The organism is Massilia eburnea (assembly GCF_009720745.1).
Taxonomy (GTDB): Bacteria; Pseudomonadota; Gammaproteobacteria; order Burkholderiales; family Burkholderiaceae_D; genus Rugamonas; species Rugamonas eburnea.
This window is the reverse complement of record NZ_WNKX01000036.1, coordinates 1-19,283: the sequence shown is the minus strand read 5'-3', so window position 1 is coordinate 19,283 and position 19,283 is coordinate 1. Positions and strand designations below refer to the sequence as shown.

The window sequence follows — 19,283 nt, the reverse complement described above, 5'->3', positions numbered from 1 at the left end:
TGCATGAGCGCGTACGTTTACTTTGAGCTCGGCGCGCCCGACGGCCTGCGCTCCAGGTTTCTCGATGATGCCGCAGAGTTCGAGCGCTGGACTCGCGAACTGGCCGCAGAATTCCCGGGCGAGTACCCACCCGCCAAATTGACCAAGCTTGCGGACATTTCGCGGCGTGGCGCGGCTGCGTTGAAAACGACTGATCCTGGCGAGGCGCAACTGATCGACCACCTGACGCATGATTACTGGAACTTCTGCACCATCACCGGTATTCATGGCGACAAGGACGTGACGCCTTCCGCCCACAAATGGCACCGGTATGCCATGGAGCTCTCCGAGGTGCTGCCGACGGCAAGCGATGAAGCTTGCCACTACTATCGCAGGCTGTTCGCGGGCGATTCGCTGGTGGAGTGCTGCGGCCATACCTATCGTTCAATCGATGGCGTTTTCCGCTGGTCCTGGCTGCTGCCGCACGAGGCCTCGGATTTTTGCCGCAAACTGCAGGGCCATGCGGACTCGCTCAATCTTGAGGACGACGGCCTGGCAGGGGTGTCCTGGGTTCTCAAGGCACTCCAGTGGGCAAAAGAAGAGGGCAGCAGCCTGCTCGTTTCCGTTGCCTGACCGGCGCGCGGCTTACAGCGGTGCCGTTGCGCTGCCGGTGGCAGCGCGCAGTGACGCCGCTACGCGCAATGGACGGGCCATGAACGCGCCGGAAAATGCGCCGAACAAGGCGCAGGCCGGCAGTGCGAAGGCCAGGCTGGCGCGCAGCCCGGGTTGCGCAGCCAAAGCGACAGCCATCGCAAACTTCCCGACGAAGATCGTCATCATCAGCGCCATCGGCAGCCAGCTGCCGCGCAGCTGCACGGTGCCGGCGGCCCGGTCGAGTACTGCGCCTTGGCCAGCGCCCTTCCACATCATTGCCACGCCAGCCGCCAGGCCAAGCAGCCAGGCCGCGCCGGCCGGCGATGCCAGGCCAAAGCCGTTCACCGTGCTTTGCAGGCCCAGGGCCAGCATGACCAGCGGCAGGATGAATACCTGGCGCACCGGCAGGATGCGGTCACGCGAAGCGGCAACGCCGCGATATACCAGGAAGCCCAGGATGGCCCAGACGTAGGCCGGAGTGTGGCTGACGATTTGTTGCAGCATGTTGAGTTCCTCGCAAAATGGGTTTCGATGGACGCACTTTGCGCCTGTCAGAGATGTGGCGCGACCACTTTGCGACGAAACCGGCGCGGGCCGGCGCGAAACCGGCCGGAGCGGGATTAAAGCCCGATGGCTGATCAAATTGATCAAAATCCCAAGTCGTCGCCCCGACGAGTGGTTGGTTGCGGCGCAACATGCTATACTAGTGGGTTCAGTGCTCCCGCACTTGCAGAATTCCTGTCCATACACAAATCATGTCTAATACTAAACGCGCAATTCGCAACATCGCCATCATCGCCCACGTTGACCATGGCAAGACCACCCTGGTGGACCAGCTGCTGAAGCAGTCCGGCACCTTCCGTGAGAACCAGCAGGTTGACACCCGCGTCATGGACTCCAACGACCTGGAGAAAGAACGCGGCATTACCATCCTGTCGAAGAACTGCGCCGTTGAGTACGAAGGCACCCACATCAACATCGTCGACACCCCAGGCCACGCCGACTTCGGCGGTGAAGTGGAACGTGTGCTGTCGATGGTCGACTCCGTGCTGCTGCTGGTGGACGCGCAAGAAGGCCCAATGCCGCAGACCCGTTTCGTGACCCGCAAGGCGCTGGCCCTGGGCCTGAAGCCGATCGTGGTGCTGAACAAGATCGACCGTCCTGGCGCGCGCGCTGACTGGGCGATCAACCAGACTTTCGAACTGTTCGACAAGCTGGGCGCAACCGACGAACAGCTGGACTTCCCGATCGTGTACGCATCGGGCCTGAACGGCTACGCCGGCCTGACCGAAGACGTGCGCGGCGGCGACATGAAGCCCCTGTTCGAAGCGATCCTGAAGTACGTGCCGGTACGTGACGACAATCCTGACGGCCCGCTGCAGATGCAAATCACCTCGCTGGACTACTCGTCCTACGTGGGCAAGATCGGTATCGGCCGCATCAACCGTGGCCGCGCGAAGGCAGGCCAGGACGTGGTCGTGGTCGACGGTCCAGGCGCCACCCCGATCAAGGGCCGCATCAACCAGGTGCTGAACTTCAAGGGCCTGGAGCGCGTGCTGGTTGACGAAGCCGTCGCCGGCGACATCGTCCTGATCAACGGTATCGAAGAAATCGGCATCGGCTCCACCGTGTGCGCGGCCGACACCCCTGACGCGCTGCCAATGCTGACCGTTGACGAACCAACCCTGACCATGAACTTCATGGTCAACACCTCGCCGCTGGCTGGCCGCGAAGGCAAGTTCGTGACCTCGCGCCAGCTGCGCGACCGTCTGGACAAAGAACTGAAATCCAACGTGGCCCTGCGCGTTGCTCCAACCGACGACGACACCATCTTCGAAGTGTCCGGCCGCGGCGAACTGCACCTGACCATCCTGATCGAAAACATGCGCCGCGAAGGCTTCGAAATGGCCGTATCGCGTCCACGCGTTGTGTTCAAGATGGTGGACGGCGTGCGTCACGAGCCATACGAAATGCTGTCGGTTGACGTGGAAGAAGCCAACCAGGGCGGCGTGATGGAAGAGCTGGGCCGCCGCCGTGGCGACCTGCAGAACATGGAATCGGACGGCAAGGGCCGCGTGCGCCTGGAATACCGTATTCCTGCCCGCGGCCTGATCGGCTTCCAGGGCGAATTCATGACCCTGACCCGTGGCACCGGCCTGATGTCGCACGTGTTCGACGCCTACGCCCCGGTTGACACCTCCAAAGGTGAACTGGCCGGCCGCCGCAACGGCGTGATGATCTCCCAGGACGACGGCCAGGCCGTTGCCTACGCACTGTGGAAGCTGCAGGACCGCGGCCGCATGTTCGTGGTGCACAACGACCCAGTGTACGAAGGCATGATCATCGGCATCCACTCGCGCGACAACGACCTGGTCGTGAACCCGATCAAGGGCAAGCAGCTGACCAACGTGCGCGCTTCCGGCACCGACGAAGCAGTGCGCTTGGTACCGCCAGTCCAGCTGTCGCTGGAATACGCAGTGGAATTCATTGAAGACGACGAACTGGTGGAAATCACTCCTAAGTCGATCCGCCTGCGCAAGCGTTACCTGAAAGAGCACGAGCGCAAGCGTGCCAACAAAGAAAACGCGTAATTCACGCAGAACCCGCCGCGAGGCGGGTTTTTTTTATCCGGAGCTTTGATGATCAAACAGATTCTCTTCGCAGCGGCTTGCATTGCATCGGCCGGCGGCGCATTGGCAGGCGAAATGCTTAAAGACTTGAGCGGCTGGGAGCTGCGTACCGAACCGGCTGCGGCTCTCGCCAGCACGATCGTTGTGCGGCCGGACGGCGTGATCGCGGTGGCCGGCGTGCCGTCAGGCTTCCTGGCGACCACACGCCGCTATCGCAACTACCGGCTGCACGTCGAATGGCGCTGGCCGGGCAAAACGGGCAATGGCGGGGTGCTGCTGCATATCAGCGACGGCCCGATGGACCGCGTCTGGCCCCTGAGCGTGCAAGTGCAGACCAAATTTGGCAGCGTGGGTGATTTGCTGCCGATGGCTGGGGCGAAGTTCGCCGAGCCGCTGACGGGCGACAAGCCGCCCGTGAAGGCCCGCGTGGCCGCCAATTCGGAGCGCGCGGCAGGGGAGTGGAACAGCGCCGATATCGTGGCCCAGGATGGCGTGATTGAAGTGAGCGTGAACGGCGTGCCGCAAAACCGTGTCACCGAGGCGGCGCCACGCGAAGGGCGTATCGGCTTCCAGCTGGAAGGCACGCCCTACGAGCTGCGGCACGTGGAGCTGACGCCTCTGGAGTGACGGCTGCGCGCGCGGCAGGGCCGTGGTAACCTGTACAACCCAAGCCGGCACCGATCAGGAGAACCCGCATGGCCGAAACTAGCAACATTGCCACCCAGGCATTCGAATACTGGACCGATGCCTGGCAGCGCTCCATCCTTTTCATGGACGTGCTGTACCGCCGCGGCACCGAGCGCAATGCGCGCGAACGCGAAACCGCGCCCCACGTCCTCAATTTCGAATTCGAGACCATCATCGACGGCCGCACGCTTGAGCGGCCGGTGAATTATTCGCTGATGCGCATTATCCCTCCCGATGGCGTGGAGATCGACGAAACCAAGCGCCCCTTCATCGTGGTCGACCCGCGCGCCGGCCATGGCCCCGGCATCGGCGGCATGAAGCAGGACAGCGAAATCGGGGTCGTCCTGAAGGCAGGCAATCCCTGCTACTTCATCGGCTTCCTGCCGGCGCCGGTGCCGGGACAGACCATCGAAGACGTATGCCACGCCGAAGCCCAATTCATCGAGCAGGTGGCCTACCTGCACCCCCATGCGGAAGGCAAGCCGGCCCTGATCGGCAACTGCCAGGCCGGCTGGCAGATCATGATGACGGCCGCCCTGCATCCCGAACTGGCCGGCCCGCTGGTGCTGGCCGGAGCGCCGCTGTCGTATTGGGCCGGCGTGCGCGGCAAGAATCCTCTGCGCTACCTTGGAGGCCTGGCCGGCGGCACCTGGATGACGTCCCTGGCGGGCGACCTTGGCAACGGCAAGTTCGACGGCGCCCACCTGGTCAGCAATTTCGAGAACATGAACCCTTCCAACACCTATTGGAAGAAGGGCTACCACGTGTACGCCAACGTCGACACCGAGGAAAAACGCTTCCTCGAATTTGAACGCTGGTGGGGTAACCCGGTGCTGCTGAACGCCGAGGAAATCCAATTCATCACCGACAACCTGTTCGTCGGCAACCGCCTGAGCAACGGCACCATCCACGACTCGGACGGCCGCCGCATCGACTTGCGCAATATCCGCTCGCCGATCGTGGTGTTCTGCTCCTGGGGCGACGACATCACGCCCCCGCAGCAGGCGCTGGGCTGGCTGCTCGACCTGTACGAGGACGACGCTGCGCTGGTGGCGGGCGGGCAGACCGTGGTGTACACCTTGCACGAGTCGATCGGACACCTGGGCATTTTCGTCTCCGCCTCCGTCGCCAACAAAGAGCACGAAGAATTCACACGCTCAATGGACTTGATCGACGTCCTGCCGCCTGGCCTGTACGAAGCCGTCTTTATCGACAAGGCAGGGGAGGGCGTGCACAGCCCCGAGTTCGCGGACGGTAATTACGTGGTGCGCTTCGAACGGCGCGATTTGAACGAACTGCGCGCGCTGGGCGGCAATGACGACGAAGACGAACGCCGTTTCGCCACCGTGGCGCGGCTGTCGGAAATCAACCAGGGCCTGTACCGTACTTTTGTCAGCCCCCTGGTGCGGGCGATGACTACCGAACAGTCGGCTGAATGGATGCGGAATATGCACCCCTACCGCATGCGCTATGAGATGTTCTCCGATATGAACCCCTTCCTGAAAGGGATCAGCGTGCTGGCCGACCAGGTGCGGGAGCAGCGCAAGCCGGCGTCGCCGGATAATCCCTTCCTGAAGATGCAGGAAGCGGCTTCCGATCGTATCGTCGCTGCGCTGGACCAATACCAGCTGTTCCGCGACCAGGCGGTTGAGCAGTTCTTCCTCTCCACGTACGGACAGCCATTGTTGCAGACGCTGGTGGGCCTGCGCGCCGATTCAGCCAACATCCGCCGCCGCATCGGCCGCGACATCGCTCGCGAGTCGGTGGTGGCCGCGCGCCGCACGGAAGCGGCCAAGCGCCTGGCCAGCGGCGGCGAGCGCGAAGCAGTGATCCGCTCGATCCTCTACATCGCTCGCAGTCCTGAAATGCGGGTAGCGGACGAGCGCGCGTTCGGCGTCCTGCGCGAGCTGCGCACGCATTTGCCGGCCAAGGAGCGCGTATCGCTGGCCCGCTTCAAAGAAGTGGTGCAGGAGCAGAACATGATCCTCCAGCTCGACGAAGAACGCGCCATGACGGCCCTGCCCAAGCTGCTGACCGAGGTCGACGACCGCCAGCGCGCACTGGAAGGCATCCGCCAGATCATGACCGCCTCCGGCGAGCTGTCCGGCGAAGCCGCCCGCCGCATGTCCCGCGTCGCAGAACTCTTCGAATAAAAGTCGGGGTCAGGTCTGGCAATCGGACATTTGTGTCGGAGGCGTGAAGCGCCCCGACACAAATGTCCGATTGCCAGACCTGACCCCGACTTTCGCTATAATATGCGGCCCTAGTTTCATAGTTGATGTTTGCCATAATGACCACCTCGATCGCCCCCAAGCCTTCCCGCCGCCTGTCCGTGGCGCCGATGATGGATTGGACCGACCGCCATTGCCGCCATTTCCATCGCCTGATCTCGCAGTACACCTGGCTGTACACGGAGATGGTGACGACCGGTGCGCTGGTGTACGGCGACGTGGAGCGCCACCTGCGCTTCAATGAGGAGGAGCATCCGGTCGCGCTGCAGCTGGGCGGCTCCGATCCGAAGGACCTGGCCATCGCGGCCAAGCTGGGCGAGAAGTGGGGCTACGATGAAATCAACCTCAATTGCGGCTGCCCGTCGCCACGCGTGCAGAAGGGCGCTTTCGGCGCCTGCCTGATGACCGAGCCGGAGCTGGTGCGCGATTGCGTGAAGGCGATGAAGGATGCGGTGCAGGTCGAGGTCACGGTCAAGCACCGGATCGGCATCGACCAGGAGGAGAGCTACGACTTCGTGCGCGATTTCGTCGGCACCGTGGCGGAAGCGGGCTGCACGACCTTCGTGGTGCACGCGCGCAATGCGATCCTGAAGGGCCTTTCGCCCAAGGAGAACCGGGAAATCCCGCCGCTCAAATACGAGTACGCCTACCAGCTGAAAAAAGACTTCCCGCAGTACGAGATCCTGATCAACGGCGGCATCAAGACGCTGGAGGAAATCGACCTGCACCTGCAGCATGTGGACGGCGTCATGCTGGGCCGCGAGGCCTACCACAACCCTTACCTGATGGCCGCCTTCGACCAGCGCTACTACGGCGCCAGCGGGCAGCCGCGCTCCCGCGAGCAAGTGCTGGAGGCGATGATGCCTTATATCGAGGAGCAGCTGGCGAAAGAGGGCGGTCGTGGCCTGAAGATCAATACCATCACCCGCCACATGCTGGGCCTGGCCCAGGGCCTGAAAGGCGCCCGCCAATTCCGCCAGACCTTATCCGATGCCAAAAAGCTGGCGGCCGGCGATCCACGCGTTTTGCTGGAAGCATACAGTCATACCGCGTAAACAAAACTTATCCTGCGCATTCACTTCTGTTTCCCGCTGTAGCTGAGCTCTTTCCCCATAGAAAGTTCGTTTGCCCACATTTTGGGCAAAATTTGCTTGCTGTGTGGAAACTACAGGGCTATAATTTTCCGGATACACACATGCAATGCGTAGTTTCCACATGTGTTTGGGGATGAAATACGACAGGTTTCATCCCGCGGCGATAGCGGTCTTTGCATTCGCAGTCATTGTTTGCTACTGTCGATACTTGCGTAGCAGCAAGGGTCAGTGGATGCGGTAAATGTTTTTTCAAGGCATCCACCAGGTAGTCATAACTCGTGTCACTTCTATAAAAAAGAGTCGAAATGAATTTGAGCAAAATGAAGGTAGGGGCCCGTCTCGGTCTCGGTTTCGCACTGGTATTGGCGTTTCTCGTCATTATCACCATCGTCGGCATCTGGCGCATGGCTCAGATTCAGGACCGACTGGATCACGTTGTCAGTGTGAATGCTGTCGCCACCCGCCTGGTGGTCGACATGCGCAACAACGTTGAAAACGTCAGCGGCCTGAAGATCCTGACCCTGATGTCGGAACCTTCGGACATGGAGCCGGAACTGGCGCGCATCAACAAGCAGCTGAAAGACTATGAGACTGCGGACGCCAAGCTGAGCGCCCTGTACGTCAACGACGCTACCGCCGAAGAAAAATCCTTGCTGCAGCAAGTGAAGGCGCAGGAAGCCGTGGTGCTGCCGGCCGTGAAGAAAGCTTCGGAACTGTGGCTGGCCAACGATGCCTTGGCCGCAACCAAGATCTACCTGAAAGAAATCCGCCCTGCCCAGAAGAAGTGGGTGGAAGCGCTGGGCCAGCTGGCCGCGCTGGAAGACAAGCTGAATGATTCCATGAAAGTGGAAGCTGCCGAAGGTTTCGCCTCTGCCCGCATGTTCATGATCATTGCCGGCCTGGCCGCAGTGGTGGTGTCGATCTTCGCGGCATGGGTGATCACCCGCGGCCTGCTGAAGCAACTGGGTGGCGAGCCTGACTACACCGCGTCGATCGCTGGCGCCATCGCCAACGGCGACCTGTCGGTGAACATTGATACCGCGTCCAGCGACAAGGATTCGCTGCTGGTCGAAATCAAGGAAATGCGCAACAGCCTGGTGGAAATCGTGGGCCAGGTGCGCCAGGGTACCGAGACCATCGGCACCGCTTCGCGCGAAATCGCAGCAGGCAATATCGACCTGTCTTCGCGTACCGAAATGCAGGCTTCCTCGCTGGAGAAGACCGCTTCCGCCATGGAAGAACTGACCTCCACCGTGAAGCAGAACGCCGACAACGCCCGTGAAGCCAACCAGCTGGCTGCCTCCGCATCCGACGTGGCGCTGAAGGGCGGCCAGGTGGTTTCGCAAGTGGTCGACACCATGAGCTCGATCAACGAATCGGCCAACAAGATTGTGGACATCATCGGCGTGATCGACGGCATCGCCTTCCAGACCAACATCCTGGCGCTGAACGCCGCCGTTGAAGCAGCGCGTGCCGGTGAGCAGGGCCGCGGCTTCGCCGTGGTGGCATCCGAAGTGCGTAACCTGGCGCAGCGTTCTGCTGGCGCAGCGAAAGAGATCAAGTCCCTGATCGGCGACTCCGTCGAGAAAGTGGAACGCGGTTCGAAGCTGGTGGGCCAGGCTGGCGTGACCATGGATGAAGTGGTTGCATCCGTGCGCCGCGTGACCGACATCATGAGCGAAATCGCCAGCGCCTCGCAGGAACAGAGCGCCGGCATCGAGCAGGTGAACCAGTCCATCATCGAAATGGATGCCATGACCCAGCAGAATGCTGCGCTGGTTGAAGAAGCTGCCGCCGCTGCGCAGTCGCTGCAAGACCAGGCTGGCGAGCTGTCGCGCGTGGTGTCGATCTTCAAGCTGGATGCCGAAACCGAATATGCACTGAACGCTGCCAAGCCGGCCGTGACCCAGACTGCAGTGGCGGTGGTGCCTAAGGCGCCAGCCAAGCGCCCGGCTGCCGCCAAGGCTGCCAAGCCTGCGCCTGCCGCCGCACCTAAGAAAGTGGTCGCCGCCACCGCCGGCAGCGACGAATGGGAAGAATTCTAATAAAACGGGGACAAACCCGAAGTTTTTAATAATTTTGATTGGGATAGAAATGAACAAGCGTCTGATTGGTTTTATCGCAGCATCCATCGTGTCCGCATCGGCTTTCGCGGGCGAAACCCCAGCAGTATTCGATGCCAAGAACTGCAAGGCTGAATACCCTAAGGCTTCCCTGATGAACGAAGAGCAGGGCCAGGTAACCATGTCCTTCCTGGTGTCCGCCACCGGCGAAGTGATGGATTCCAAAGTGGACAAGTCCAGCGGCTTCAAGAACCTGGACAAAGCTGCAGTCAAAGCCATCAGCGCTTGCAAGTTCAAGCCAGGCACCAAAGACGGCGCCGTAGCCCAGACCTGGACCAAGGTCGACTACGTCTGGTCCCTCTAAACCATTTCATTCTCATCCATTAGGGGAAGATCATGATGACCAAGTTGAGTGTTCTGGCAGTAGCCCTGACCATGGGCGCATCGGCATTTGCTGCCGAAGTACCAGCATCGTTCGATGCGAAGAATTGCAAAGCTGAGTATCCAAAAGCTTCCCTGATGAATGAGGAACAGGGCACGGTCAGTATGTCCTTCCTGGTTGCCGCCAATGGCGACGTGAAGGATTCCAAGCTGGACAAGTCGTCCGGGTTCAAGAACCTGGACAAGGCTGCAATGAAGGCGCTGAGCGCCTGCAAGTTCAAGCCCGGTACCAAGGACGGCGCCCCCGCCGAAACCTGGACCAAGGTGGATTACGCCTGGAAACTGGACTAAACCTGTGTTCCAATAGAAAAAACGGCCCCTCGCGGGCCGTTTTTTGTTAATCTGCGGGTATCGTAGTCTGGATAGCCTGTATGAAATATCTGTTTCTCTTACCACTCGTCGGTCTGTTGCTATCCGGTTGTGCCATGTGGCGCAATCCGAACGATCCGGCCCGCAATGAGCAGTATGTCGTTGTCGTTAATTCAATGACCTGGCCCAACGCGGGCAGCGGCAAACTGGATGGCACGCGTACGGCCTGGCCGCTGCAGGAACTCAATAATAACGAGGAAATCTTCCCGCTGGCCCAGGTCAAGCACTGCCCGGATGCCTTGCCTTGCGCCTGGGGCGTGCTGCTGGCCAAGCGCAATATCACCCGCTTCAGCTATGCGCCGGGCGGCGTCACGCTGGACCTGGGCATGAAGGTGGACGTGCACCGCCGCCAGCAGGACAGCCGCCGCAACTTCCATACCTCGATCGCGGTGCCGGCCGATGTGCCGGCCATCAGCTACCAGCGCGTGCTGCAGGAATCGGTTTCCCTGCCTTACGGGAAGGTGTACCGTGTCGATATGGACTACGGGATCACCTACCAGATTTGCGCGCAGCGCGTGAATGCGGCGGGCAGGGCGGTCGACAAATGTGATATCCCGTATATTTGAGTTGCCGGCAGTAAGCATTTGTAAAAGCTGCGGCATGCGCCCGATTTTTCCCTATAGTTGAATCCTGGGAAGGAGAATGCCATGAAAACTTTGTTGATCTTGCCGATGCTGGCCCTGGGCCTCGTCGGTTGTGCCGAGCAGCCGGTGCGCTATGCCTCGAGCAATCCTTATGAATGGCGCACTGTGTCGGTGACGCCGGTGCCGAACGGTACTGCGCAGCGTGCCGGTTCTACGGTGACTTATTCGGAAGAGCCTGTTTACGTTCAGCAGCCGCAGCCGGTCTACGTCCAGCCGCAGCCAGTGTATGTGGCGCCTGCGCCTTACTACTATGCGCCAGCGCCTGCGTACGCTTATCCGCCTGTGACGATCGGCTTTGATTTCCTGTGGACCAGCAATCACTGGCGCGGCCGCGGTGGCCGCCGCTGGTAATCAGTGGACTAGCAGAGGAACCTGGCTCAGCACGTCAGCCGAGCAGAGCAGCCAGGTTGCGCTGGCCACCAGGCTGAGCAGCGCCGCGCCGCTGGTGTAGGGATGGTGGGACATGGGATGCTCCTGCCTTAAGATTTGATCCCATCTTAATCAAGAGCAAACAAAAAAGGCATCGGAGAGGCGCCGATGCCTTTGTAGGATTATTGCTCGTCTGTTATTTTTTTCCCCACAGAACCACGGCAGCTTCCGGTGCGGTATCCAGGGCGTTGGAGAGCGTCAGCCAGTTGGTCAGGCGGTCCGGTTCTTTCAGCGTGATGCCGGCGCCATCAATATAGCCGACCATTTCCAGGAATTTGGCGTCGAGCTTGGCCTTCGACACGGTGGGCGCGACCATGACCATGCGGTCGTATGCCTTGCGCGTCTTGTTTTCCCATTTGTGCAGGCTGGAGTCGTCGAAGCGGTTGGCTTCGAAATAGACGGTCAGCGAGCCATCCGGATTGCCGAAGCCGACGATGCCGGCGCCTTTCTTGATTGTGGTGGAGTTCGCGAGGTCGAACTGTTCGGTGGGTACGAACACACCGGCGCGGCCGCCAACGACGGGCAGGCCGACTGGGGTGTCTTTGCTGTAGGTGGATAATTCTTTCAACTCAGACATGACTTCTTCCGGTAGCGCAACGTTTCTCTGAGTCGTTATTTTATCCTCAAACTAATGCCGTGGCACAACGAGAGTTTTATTTTGTCCACCTTAGGCGCGAGCGTGGCGTCGGGCGCAACAGGATCGTTTCCGGCGGTTTGCACAACAGGTCGCGGGCCGCATCGCTGAGCATCTCCCAGGCCGGCGAAGCACTGCCAGGGGCCGCGATGGCGAGCCAGAGCAGGTGAGGGCCGTCGCCGCGCACCGGCAGTTGCGGGAAGTTGTTTGGCATGTCCAGCGTGACCAGAGTGCCTGCCTCACGCCAGCCAGCTTCGCGCCAGGCCGCGAATGCCGGTGCGGCCAGCTCGGCGAAGCGCTCTACCTGGCCGGGCTGCACAGCGCACAACAGCGCGGCCGCCTCGCCTTGCGCGCCTTCTGGCTCCAAAACCGGATCGACCACAGGCTGGACCGGCACGCCGCTGCCAGGGTGCAGTGGACGAAGCAGCAGTACGTTGTCGCTGTCGGTCATCAGGCCGTTCAGCGTGGCTTTATGCTCCTTCCACACGGGGCCGTAGTAGAACGCGGCATTAGCCACGGCGCGCTGCTCCCATGACGAAAACCCGCGCAGCCACAGGAAGCTGTTCGGGTTGCCATTCTCCGTGAATTGGCCTAGCGCCAATGCGCCCAACTGCTGGAACGCTTCCGGGAAAAGAGTTTCAAAATAGCGTGTGAACGCTGCCTGGCCGCCCTCGATGGTGGTGTAGCGGCGGAATTCAATAACGGGAAATTTGTCCATGCCGCCAGCATAGGTGGCAATGCGGACGGATCAGGCCCTATTTTCCGGGCAAGGTGGGAAGCAGATCGCTTTCGTTTTTTTTCTACTAGAGAAATCAGCGCTTCGAATCGATCACCTTCAGCAGTTCCGGGCTCAGGTGGATTGTCGAACATAGCCGAAAGCTCGCGTAGAGCGAGCTGGTACTGCGCATCGAATAGATGCTGCTCGTGGAGGTTGGGCGAAGTCTTGAGCAAAGTCAGTACCAAAACAAAAAAGGCTTATTGACGGATCAATAAGCCTTCTATGTGAATTCGGTGGGGTGGCTGATGGGGCTCGAACCCACGACAACAGGAATCACAATCCTGGACTCTACCAACTGAGCTACAGCCACCACTGAAAACTGCTTTTCTACCGCACCGTAGCGCGACAGAGCCGAGATTATATAGGCTTGTTCCCGAACTGGCAAATAAATTTCAAACTGCGACCGATTCGACTTGCGGATGCAGGCCGAGCAGGCTGGCGAACCAGTGCTGCAGTTCTGCCGCGTTGCCACTGGTGTAGCCGCGCAGGTGGGCCGGCGTGCCGCCTGGCCGCAGCAAGCCGGCGCCTTCCAGCAGGCGTGACAGCTGGCGCGCCACGGCATCGCCAGTTTCGATCAGCTTCACGTCGCGGTCACCTACGATGCCTTCAATGGCGGAACGCACGAAGGGGTAGTGGGTGCAGCCAAGCACCAGGGTATCCGCGCCCTGAGCCAGCACCGGTTCGATAAAGCCGCGCAGCAGGGCCACCGTTTCGGGCGTTTCCAGCTCGCCGCGGTTCACCGCGTCGGCCAGGCCGGGGCAGCCTTGCAGCACGAACTGCGTTCCGTTGGCTTGCGAGAGCTGGTCGCGCAGCGCCAGGAATTTTTCGCTGGTGAGCGCCGCTTCCGTTGCCATGACGCCGACCTTGCCGCTGCGCGTTGCGGCGCCGCCAGGCTTGAGGCCTGGCTCCACGCCGACAATCGGCAGCTCGGGATAGTGCTTGCGCAGTTCCTTGATCGCAGCGCCGGTGGCGGTATTGCAGGCCACCACCAGCGCCTTGACGCCCTGCGCCAGCAGGAATTCCGCAATCGTCACGGAGCGCTGTACCAGCCACTGGTCCGTCTTTTCACCGTAAGGCGAATAGGCGGCGTCGGCAAAGTACAGCAGGTGCTCGTGCGGCAGCTGCGCGTGGATATGGCGCAGCACGGAGAGCCCTCCGACGCCGGAATCAAAGACGCCGATTGGCGCATCGGCGGAGGAGGGGACGAGATGGGTCATTTATGCTGGCTGGGCCGCTTTCAGGGACTCGATCTTCACCTGCCACTCTTTCGGGCCGGTGTTGTGGACGGAAGTGCCGGTGGAATCGACGGCCACGGTGACAGGCATGTCGACCACATCGAATTCATAGATCGCTTCCATGCCCAAGTCTTCGAAGCCGACGACCTTGGCGCCCTTGATCGCTTTCGACACCAGGTAAGCCGCGCCGCCGACAGCCATCAGGTAGGCGGACTTGTGCTTCTGGATCGATTCGATCGCGGTCGGGCCGCGTTCAGCTTTACCGACCATGGAGATCAGGCCGGTCTTTTCCAGCATCATGTCGGTGAACTTGTCCATGCGGGTAGCGGTGGTCGGGCCGGCTGGGCCAACGACTTCTTCGCGCACTGGATCAACCGGGCCGACGTAGTAGATGACGCGGTTGGTGAAGTCCACTGGCAACTGCTCGCCCTTGGCCAGCATGTCCTGGATGCGCTTGTGGGCGGCATCGCGGCCGGTCAGCATCTTGCCGTTCAGGAGCAGGGTCTGGCCCGGCTTCCAGGAAGCCACTTCTTCCTTGGTCAGGGTGTTCAGGTCGACGCGCTTGGACTTTTCGGTGTCGGCAGCCCAGGTGACATCAGGCCAGTCGGACAGCTTCGGCGGTTCGATGTAGGCCGGGCCGGAACCATCCAGAACGAAGTGGGCGTGGCGAGTCGCCGCGCAGTTCGGGATCATGGCGACCGGCTTGGATGCAGCGTGGGTCGGGTACATATTGATCTTCACGTCCAGCACGGTGGTCAAGCCGCCGAGGCCTTGTGCGCCGATGCCCAGGGCATTGATCTTGTCGCACAGTTCAATACGCAGTTCTTCCAGCTTGTTCTGCGGGCCGCGCTTTTTCAGCTCGAACATGTCGATGTCTTCCATTAGCGACTCTTTTGCCAGCAGCATGGCTTTCTCGGCGGAGCCGCCGATACCGATACCCAGCATACCAGGCGGGCACCAGCCGGCGCCCATCAGCGGCACGGTCTTCAGCACCCAGTCAACCAGCGAGTCGGATGGATTCAGCATGACGAACTTGGTCTTGTTTTCGGAACCGCCGCCTTTGGCTGCAACGGCTACTTCCACGGTATTGCCTTCCACCAGTTCCATGTGAACCACGGCAGGGGTGTTGTCCTTGGTGTTCTTGCGCTCGAAGTGCGGGTCGGCCACGATGGAGGCGCGCAGCTTGTTGTCGGCGAAGTTGTACGCGCGGCGTACGCCTTCGTTGACGGCGTCGGTCACGGTGCCTTTGAAGCCTTCAAAGCGCACGCCCATGCCGATCTTCAGGAAGACGTTTACCATGCCGGTGTCCTGGCAGATCGGACGCTTGCCTTCCGCGCACATGCGGGAGTTGGTCAGGATCTGTGCGATCGCATCTTTCGCGGCCGGGCTTTGCTCGGCTTCGTACGCGCGCGCCAGGTGCTGGATGTAGTCGGCTGGGTGGTAGTAGCTGATGTACTGCAGCGCGGCGGCGACAGATTCGATCAGGTCGTCTTGCTTGATGATGGTCATGATTGGCTCGTTGGCTAATTAATGGTGCTTGGATTCGTTGTGCGTCAGGGTGGTGATGCGATCGGTGTACGCAATCGCCATTGCGGACAGCAGGAATACGACGTGGATGACGGTTTGCGCGATCAGGACTTGCGGCTCATGGTCCTTGGCGTTGATGAAGGTCTTCAGCAGGTGGATCGAGGAGATGCCGATGATCGCCATCGCCAGCTTGGTCTTCAGCACGGAAGCGTTCACGTGCGACAGCCATTCCGGCTGGTCCGGATGGCCTTCAAGGTGCATGCGCGAGACGAAGGTTTCATAGCCGCCCACGATCACCATGATCAGCAGGTTGGAAATCATGACGACGTCGATCAGGCCCAGGACAACCAGCATGATGACGGTTTCGGTCAACTTGTTTGGTGCGTCTTTGGAGCCATGGAAAGTGACGCTGATGATGTGCTCGAGCGAGGTGGCGTCGCCAAAGACTGCGCCGATCAGGTCCTTCAGCTCAACCCAGAAATGGAACACGTAGACGCACTGCGCCAAGATCAGACCCAAGTACAGCGGCAGCTGCAGCCAGCGGGACATGAAGATAAAGGCGGGAATGGGGCTGAGGCGCTTGCCGGGGGTGTTCTGGGGCTCGGTCATTGTCGATAAGCGTTCGATTAAGCGATTGAAAAACAGCCGATATTCTACACGCGCGGGACGAGCTCGGCAGCGGTGGGGCTGGCGCGTCCAGAGGATATAGTTCCCCTGGTGCAATCTTTTGCTTCCCGCCGCCCGGAGAAATATGAAAACGGTGCCGCCCCAGAAGCAGTCGTTGTGATTAAAATGCAAATAGTGGCTTCCTCAGCAATGTAAGGGGGCAGTAAGCGACAAGCTCTATTGTTGCTAGCAAACCAATCACTAACCGGAGACAAGCATGACCAACCAGGGCGCCGACCAACAGGGACCAGCGGAATCGCGTATTTTCGCGCCACCAGCGGGATTCACAGCACAAGCGAACGTATCGGGCATGGAAGCCTACAAGGCACTGTGCGACGAAGCGGAGCGCGACTATGAAGGCTTTTGGGCGCGCCTGGCGCGCGAACACGTGGAATGGCAAACGCCGTTCACCCGCACGCTGAACGAAGACAATGCACCGTTCTACAAGTGGTTTGAAGACGGCAAGCTGAACGTGTCCTACAACTGCCTGGACCGCAATATCAAGAATGGCCTGGGCGACAAGACCGCCATCATCTTCGAAGCCGACGACGGCGAAGTGACCCGCGTCAGCTACCAGCAATTGCACGACAAGGTCTGCAAGATCGCCAACGGCCTGAAGGCGCGCGGCATCAAGAAGGGCGATCGCGTCGTCATCTACATGTCGATGTCCGTGGAAGGCGTGGCCGCGATGCAGGCCTGCGCCCGTATCGGCGCCACCCACTCGGTGGTGTTCGGCGGCTTCTCCGCCAAGTCGCTGCAAGAGCGCATTATCGACGCCGGCGCCGTAGCCGTTCTGACTTGCGACGAGCAACTGCGTGGCGGTAAACAGCTGCCGCTGAAAGCCATCGTCGACGAAGCCCTGGCCATGGGCGGCTGCGACACCATCAAGAACGTGGTGGTCTACAAGCGCACCGGCGGCAATATCGCCTGGACCGAAGGCCGCGACATCTGGCTGCACGACCTGGTGGAAGGCCAGGCAGCGACCTGCGAACCTGAATGGGTGGACGCGGAGCACCCGCTGTTCATCCTCTATACTTCCGGCTCCACCGGCACTCCGAAAGGCGTGCAGCACTCCACCGGCGGCTACCTGCTGTGGGCAGCGCTGACCATGAAGTGGTCCTTCGACATCAAGCCGCAAGACGTGTACTGGTGTACCGCCGATATCGGCTGGGTCACCGGCCACACCTATATCGCGTACGGCCCGACCGCCGTCGGCGCAACCCAAGTGGTATTCGAAGGCATCCCGACCTTCCCGCACGCCGGCCGCTTCTGGGAAACCATCGCCAAGCACAAGGTCAACATCTTCTACACCGCGCCGACTGCGATCCGTTCGCTGATCAAGGCTTCCGACGTTGACCCGAAAGTGCATCCGAAGAACTTCGACATCTCCTCGCTGCGCCTGCTGGGCACCGTGGGTGAGCCGATCAATCCGGAAGCCTGGATGTGGTACTACAAGAACGTGGGCGGCGAGAAGTGCCCGATCGTCGACACCTTCTGGCAGACCGAAACCGGCGGCCATATGATCACTCCTCTGCCAGGCGCCACGCCGATGGTTCCAGGTTCCTGCACGCTGCCGCTGCCAGGCATCATGGCCGCGATCGTGGACGAAGCAGGGCACGACGTGCCGAATGGCAGCGGCGGCATCCTGGTCGTCAAGCGCCCATGGCCGTCGATGATCCGCACCATCTGGGGCAATCCGGACCGCTTCAAGGCAGGTTACTTCCCTGAAGAACTGGGCGGCAAATACTACCTGGCTGGCGACGGCGCGATCCGCAATTCCGAAACCGGCTACTTCACCATCACCGGCCGCATCGACGACGTGCTGAACGTGTCCGGCCACCGCATGGGTACGATGGAAATCGAATCCGCACTGGTCGCCAACCCGCTGGTGGCGGAAGCCGCCGTGGTCGGCAAGCCGGACGAAACCACCGGCGAATCGATCTGCGCCTTCGTGGTGCTGAAGCGCGCCCGCCCAACCGGCGACGAAGCCAAGCAGATCGCCACCGAACTGCGTAACTGGGTAGGCAAAGAGATCGGCCCGATCGCCAAGCCCAAAGAGATCCGCTTCGGCGACAACCTGCCGAAGACCCGCAGCGGCAAGATCATGCGCCGCCTGCTGCGCGTCCTGGCCAAAGGCGAAACGATCACCCAAGACGTCAGCACCCTGGAAAATCCAGCAATCCTCGAGCAGCTGAAAGAAACCTCCTAAGCTAGAGCAGGCAGGGTCTGACCCTTGGGTCAGACCCAGGTTTACCGGGTTTGCAACAGAAACCCTTTGCACTCTGCCGTAACCCTGCTATAATTCGGGCCTCTCGCGATAAGCGTGAGAATGCAGGAGAGATGGATGAGTGGTTTAAGTCGCACGCCTGGAAAGCGTGTATAGGTTCATAGCCTATCGGGGGTTCGAATCCCCCTCTCTCCGCCAGAATGCAAAAAAAGACCCTGTAAGTTCAATGACTTACGGGGTTTTTTGTTTTATAGCCCATCACATAGCCCATCACTGGGTAATTCGTTGTCTACCCACACACGTTTGTTGTTCAGTATCATTCGAGTCACCTAGCGCTTGTTGGTTTTTTGAACTGAGCGATAGTTACTTGATAACCTGACTCGGAGTGAATGATGGTAGAGGCAATGAAATCCCCGCGCCCAGTACGGGATGTAAAACAAATGTGCGACTTGGCAATTTTGAACCTAGCCGCTTGCCATGCTGAGCTTAAACCTGGAGCGACCGTCCATGACTTCCTGCGGGAAGTCATGGAGATGGTCGCGAAATATGATTGCCCATCAGTTGTTAATCCGATTGAAATCGTCATGCAGTTCTTGACGCCCGATCTGCAAGAGAAAGGCGTAGATTGGGTTACGGCACAACCATTTGGACCGATACTGATTTCTGCTGCGCATTGCAACAGGGCGCTGGCGAGTCTTAAGAGCGGCCTTCGGGATTTAGCTTGGGCAAACACGGCAGATGCGATGTACTGGTCCGGCGTTGCGAATACGGGCAAGGGAGTTGACGCGCTCATCTATAAGTCAATGGCAGTTGTGCGTGCGGAGGGCGAAGCACAAGCGATGAGCGAAAACGCAAAATCAGGTGCAACTGTTGAATTGCACCGAAAACTGACCCACCATCCCCACAAATTTGCATCTGAATCTGACCCACGTTGGTAGCACAATCCCACCTGTCTTATCGGCAGGAGATCGGAGTGATCGACGTGGCATTGCTAG

At 60.3% G+C, this 19,283-nt stretch carries 18 protein-coding genes and 2 tRNA genes; 13 read left to right on the top strand and 7 right to left on the bottom strand.

Annotated features, from left to right (window positions below):
* Positions 1 to 3: 3 nt before the first annotated feature.
* Positions 4 to 612: a hypothetical protein gene (locus GM658_RS26675; RefSeq protein WP_155457149.1), complete on the top strand. Its 609-nt coding sequence runs from the start codon at positions 4 to 6 to the stop codon at positions 610 to 612.
* Positions 613 to 624: 12 nt separating this feature from the next.
* On the opposite strand, the gene GM658_RS26670 is transcribed toward GM658_RS26675, so the two are convergent.
* Entirely contained in the window at positions 625 to 1,137 is a 513-nt protein-coding gene (locus GM658_RS26670; RefSeq protein ID WP_155457148.1) for a DUF6622 family protein, read from the bottom strand.
* A gap of 251 nt (positions 1,138 to 1,388) precedes the next feature.
* On the opposite strand from GM658_RS26670, the gene typA reads away from it, so the two are divergent.
* From typA to GM658_RS26625, 9 genes are all read left to right on the top strand, one after another.
* Positions 1,389 to 3,224 (top strand): translational GTPase TypA, encoded by a 1,836-nt coding sequence (gene typA / locus GM658_RS26665; protein ID WP_155457147.1) that lies wholly within the window; start codon positions 1,389 to 1,391, stop codon positions 3,222 to 3,224.
* A gap of 48 nt (positions 3,225 to 3,272) precedes the next feature.
* Positions 3,273 to 3,890 carry a 3-keto-disaccharide hydrolase gene (locus tag GM658_RS26660; protein WP_155457146.1) on the top strand — a complete coding sequence of 206 codons (618 nt, stop codon included), beginning with the start codon at positions 3,273 to 3,275 and terminating at the stop codon, positions 3,888 to 3,890.
* A gap of 68 nt (positions 3,891 to 3,958) precedes the next feature.
* Entirely contained in the window at positions 3,959 to 6,103 is a 2,145-nt protein-coding gene (locus GM658_RS26655; RefSeq protein WP_155457145.1) for a DUF3141 domain-containing protein, read from the top strand.
* 188 nt (positions 6,104 to 6,291) lie between these two features.
* Positions 6,292 to 7,236 (top strand): tRNA dihydrouridine(20/20a) synthase DusA, encoded by a 945-nt coding sequence (gene dusA / locus GM658_RS26650; RefSeq protein WP_229417084.1) that lies wholly within the window; start codon positions 6,292 to 6,294, stop codon positions 7,234 to 7,236.
* Positions 7,237 to 7,580: 344 nt separating this feature from the next.
* Complete coding sequence (locus tag GM658_RS26645; RefSeq protein ID WP_229417083.1) at positions 7,581 to 9,320, top strand: methyl-accepting chemotaxis protein; 1,740 nt, start codon at positions 7,581 to 7,583, stop codon at positions 9,318 to 9,320.
* Positions 9,321 to 9,369: 49 nt separating this feature from the next.
* Positions 9,370 to 9,702, top strand: coding sequence for an energy transducer TonB (locus GM658_RS26640; protein WP_155457143.1), 333 nt, complete (start codon positions 9,370 to 9,372; stop codon positions 9,700 to 9,702).
* Positions 9,703 to 9,734: 32 nt separating this feature from the next.
* Positions 9,735 to 10,070, top strand: a complete 336-nt coding sequence (locus GM658_RS26635) for an energy transducer TonB (RefSeq protein ID WP_371865294.1) — start codon at positions 9,735 to 9,737, stop codon at positions 10,068 to 10,070.
* A 134-nt stretch (positions 10,071 to 10,204) separates the two neighbouring features.
* Complete coding sequence (locus GM658_RS26630; RefSeq protein WP_155457142.1) at positions 10,205 to 10,714, top strand: hypothetical protein; 510 nt, start codon at positions 10,205 to 10,207, stop codon at positions 10,712 to 10,714.
* Between the two features lie 81 nt (positions 10,715 to 10,795).
* Entirely contained in the window at positions 10,796 to 11,143 is a 348-nt protein-coding gene (locus GM658_RS26625) for a hypothetical protein (RefSeq protein ID WP_170299001.1), read from the top strand.
* 214 nt (positions 11,144 to 11,357) lie between these two features.
* Here the strand turns inward: GM658_RS26625 and GM658_RS26620 are convergent, their stop codons facing one another.
* From GM658_RS26620 to GM658_RS26595, 6 genes are all read right to left on the bottom strand, one after another.
* Complete coding sequence (locus GM658_RS26620; protein WP_155457141.1) at positions 11,358 to 11,798, bottom strand: hypothetical protein; 441 nt, start codon at positions 11,796 to 11,798, stop codon at positions 11,358 to 11,360.
* Positions 11,799 to 11,874: 76 nt separating this feature from the next.
* Positions 11,875 to 12,573 (bottom strand): NIPSNAP family protein, encoded by a 699-nt coding sequence (locus GM658_RS26615; RefSeq protein WP_155457140.1) that lies wholly within the window; start codon positions 12,571 to 12,573, stop codon positions 11,875 to 11,877.
* A gap of 294 nt (positions 12,574 to 12,867) precedes the next feature.
* Positions 12,868 to 12,943 (bottom strand) — tRNA-His (locus GM658_RS26610).
* Between the two features lie 82 nt (positions 12,944 to 13,025).
* On the bottom strand, positions 13,026 to 13,850 hold the full coding sequence (gene murI, locus GM658_RS26605; RefSeq protein ID WP_155457139.1) for a glutamate racemase: 825 nt from the start codon (positions 13,848 to 13,850) through the stop codon (positions 13,026 to 13,028).
* The gene (locus GM658_RS26600) at positions 13,851 to 15,377 is read right to left on the bottom strand and encodes a fumarate hydratase (protein ID WP_155457138.1); all 1,527 of its coding nucleotides are present in this window, start codon (positions 15,375 to 15,377) and stop codon (positions 13,851 to 13,853) included.
* 18 nt (positions 15,378 to 15,395) lie between these two features.
* The gene (locus GM658_RS26595; protein ID WP_155457137.1) at positions 15,396 to 16,004 is read right to left on the bottom strand and encodes a TIGR00645 family protein; all 609 of its coding nucleotides are present in this window, start codon (positions 16,002 to 16,004) and stop codon (positions 15,396 to 15,398) included.
* Between the two features lie 274 nt (positions 16,005 to 16,278).
* Between GM658_RS26595 and acs the strand changes: the two genes are divergently transcribed.
* The 3 genes from acs (at position 16,279) to GM658_RS26580 (ending at position 19,226) form a co-directional block, all read left to right on the top strand.
* Positions 16,279 to 18,270 carry an acetate--CoA ligase gene (gene acs, locus GM658_RS26590; RefSeq protein ID WP_155457136.1) on the top strand — a complete coding sequence of 664 codons (1,992 nt, stop codon included), beginning with the start codon at positions 16,279 to 16,281 and terminating at the stop codon, positions 18,268 to 18,270.
* A gap of 125 nt (positions 18,271 to 18,395) precedes the next feature.
* Positions 18,396 to 18,486: transfer RNA gene (locus GM658_RS26585), tRNA-Ser, on the top strand.
* A gap of 206 nt (positions 18,487 to 18,692) precedes the next feature.
* On the top strand, positions 18,693 to 19,226 hold the full coding sequence (locus GM658_RS26580; protein WP_155457135.1) for a hypothetical protein: 534 nt from the start codon (positions 18,693 to 18,695) through the stop codon (positions 19,224 to 19,226).
* The last annotated feature ends 57 nt before the right edge of the window (positions 19,227 to 19,283 follow it).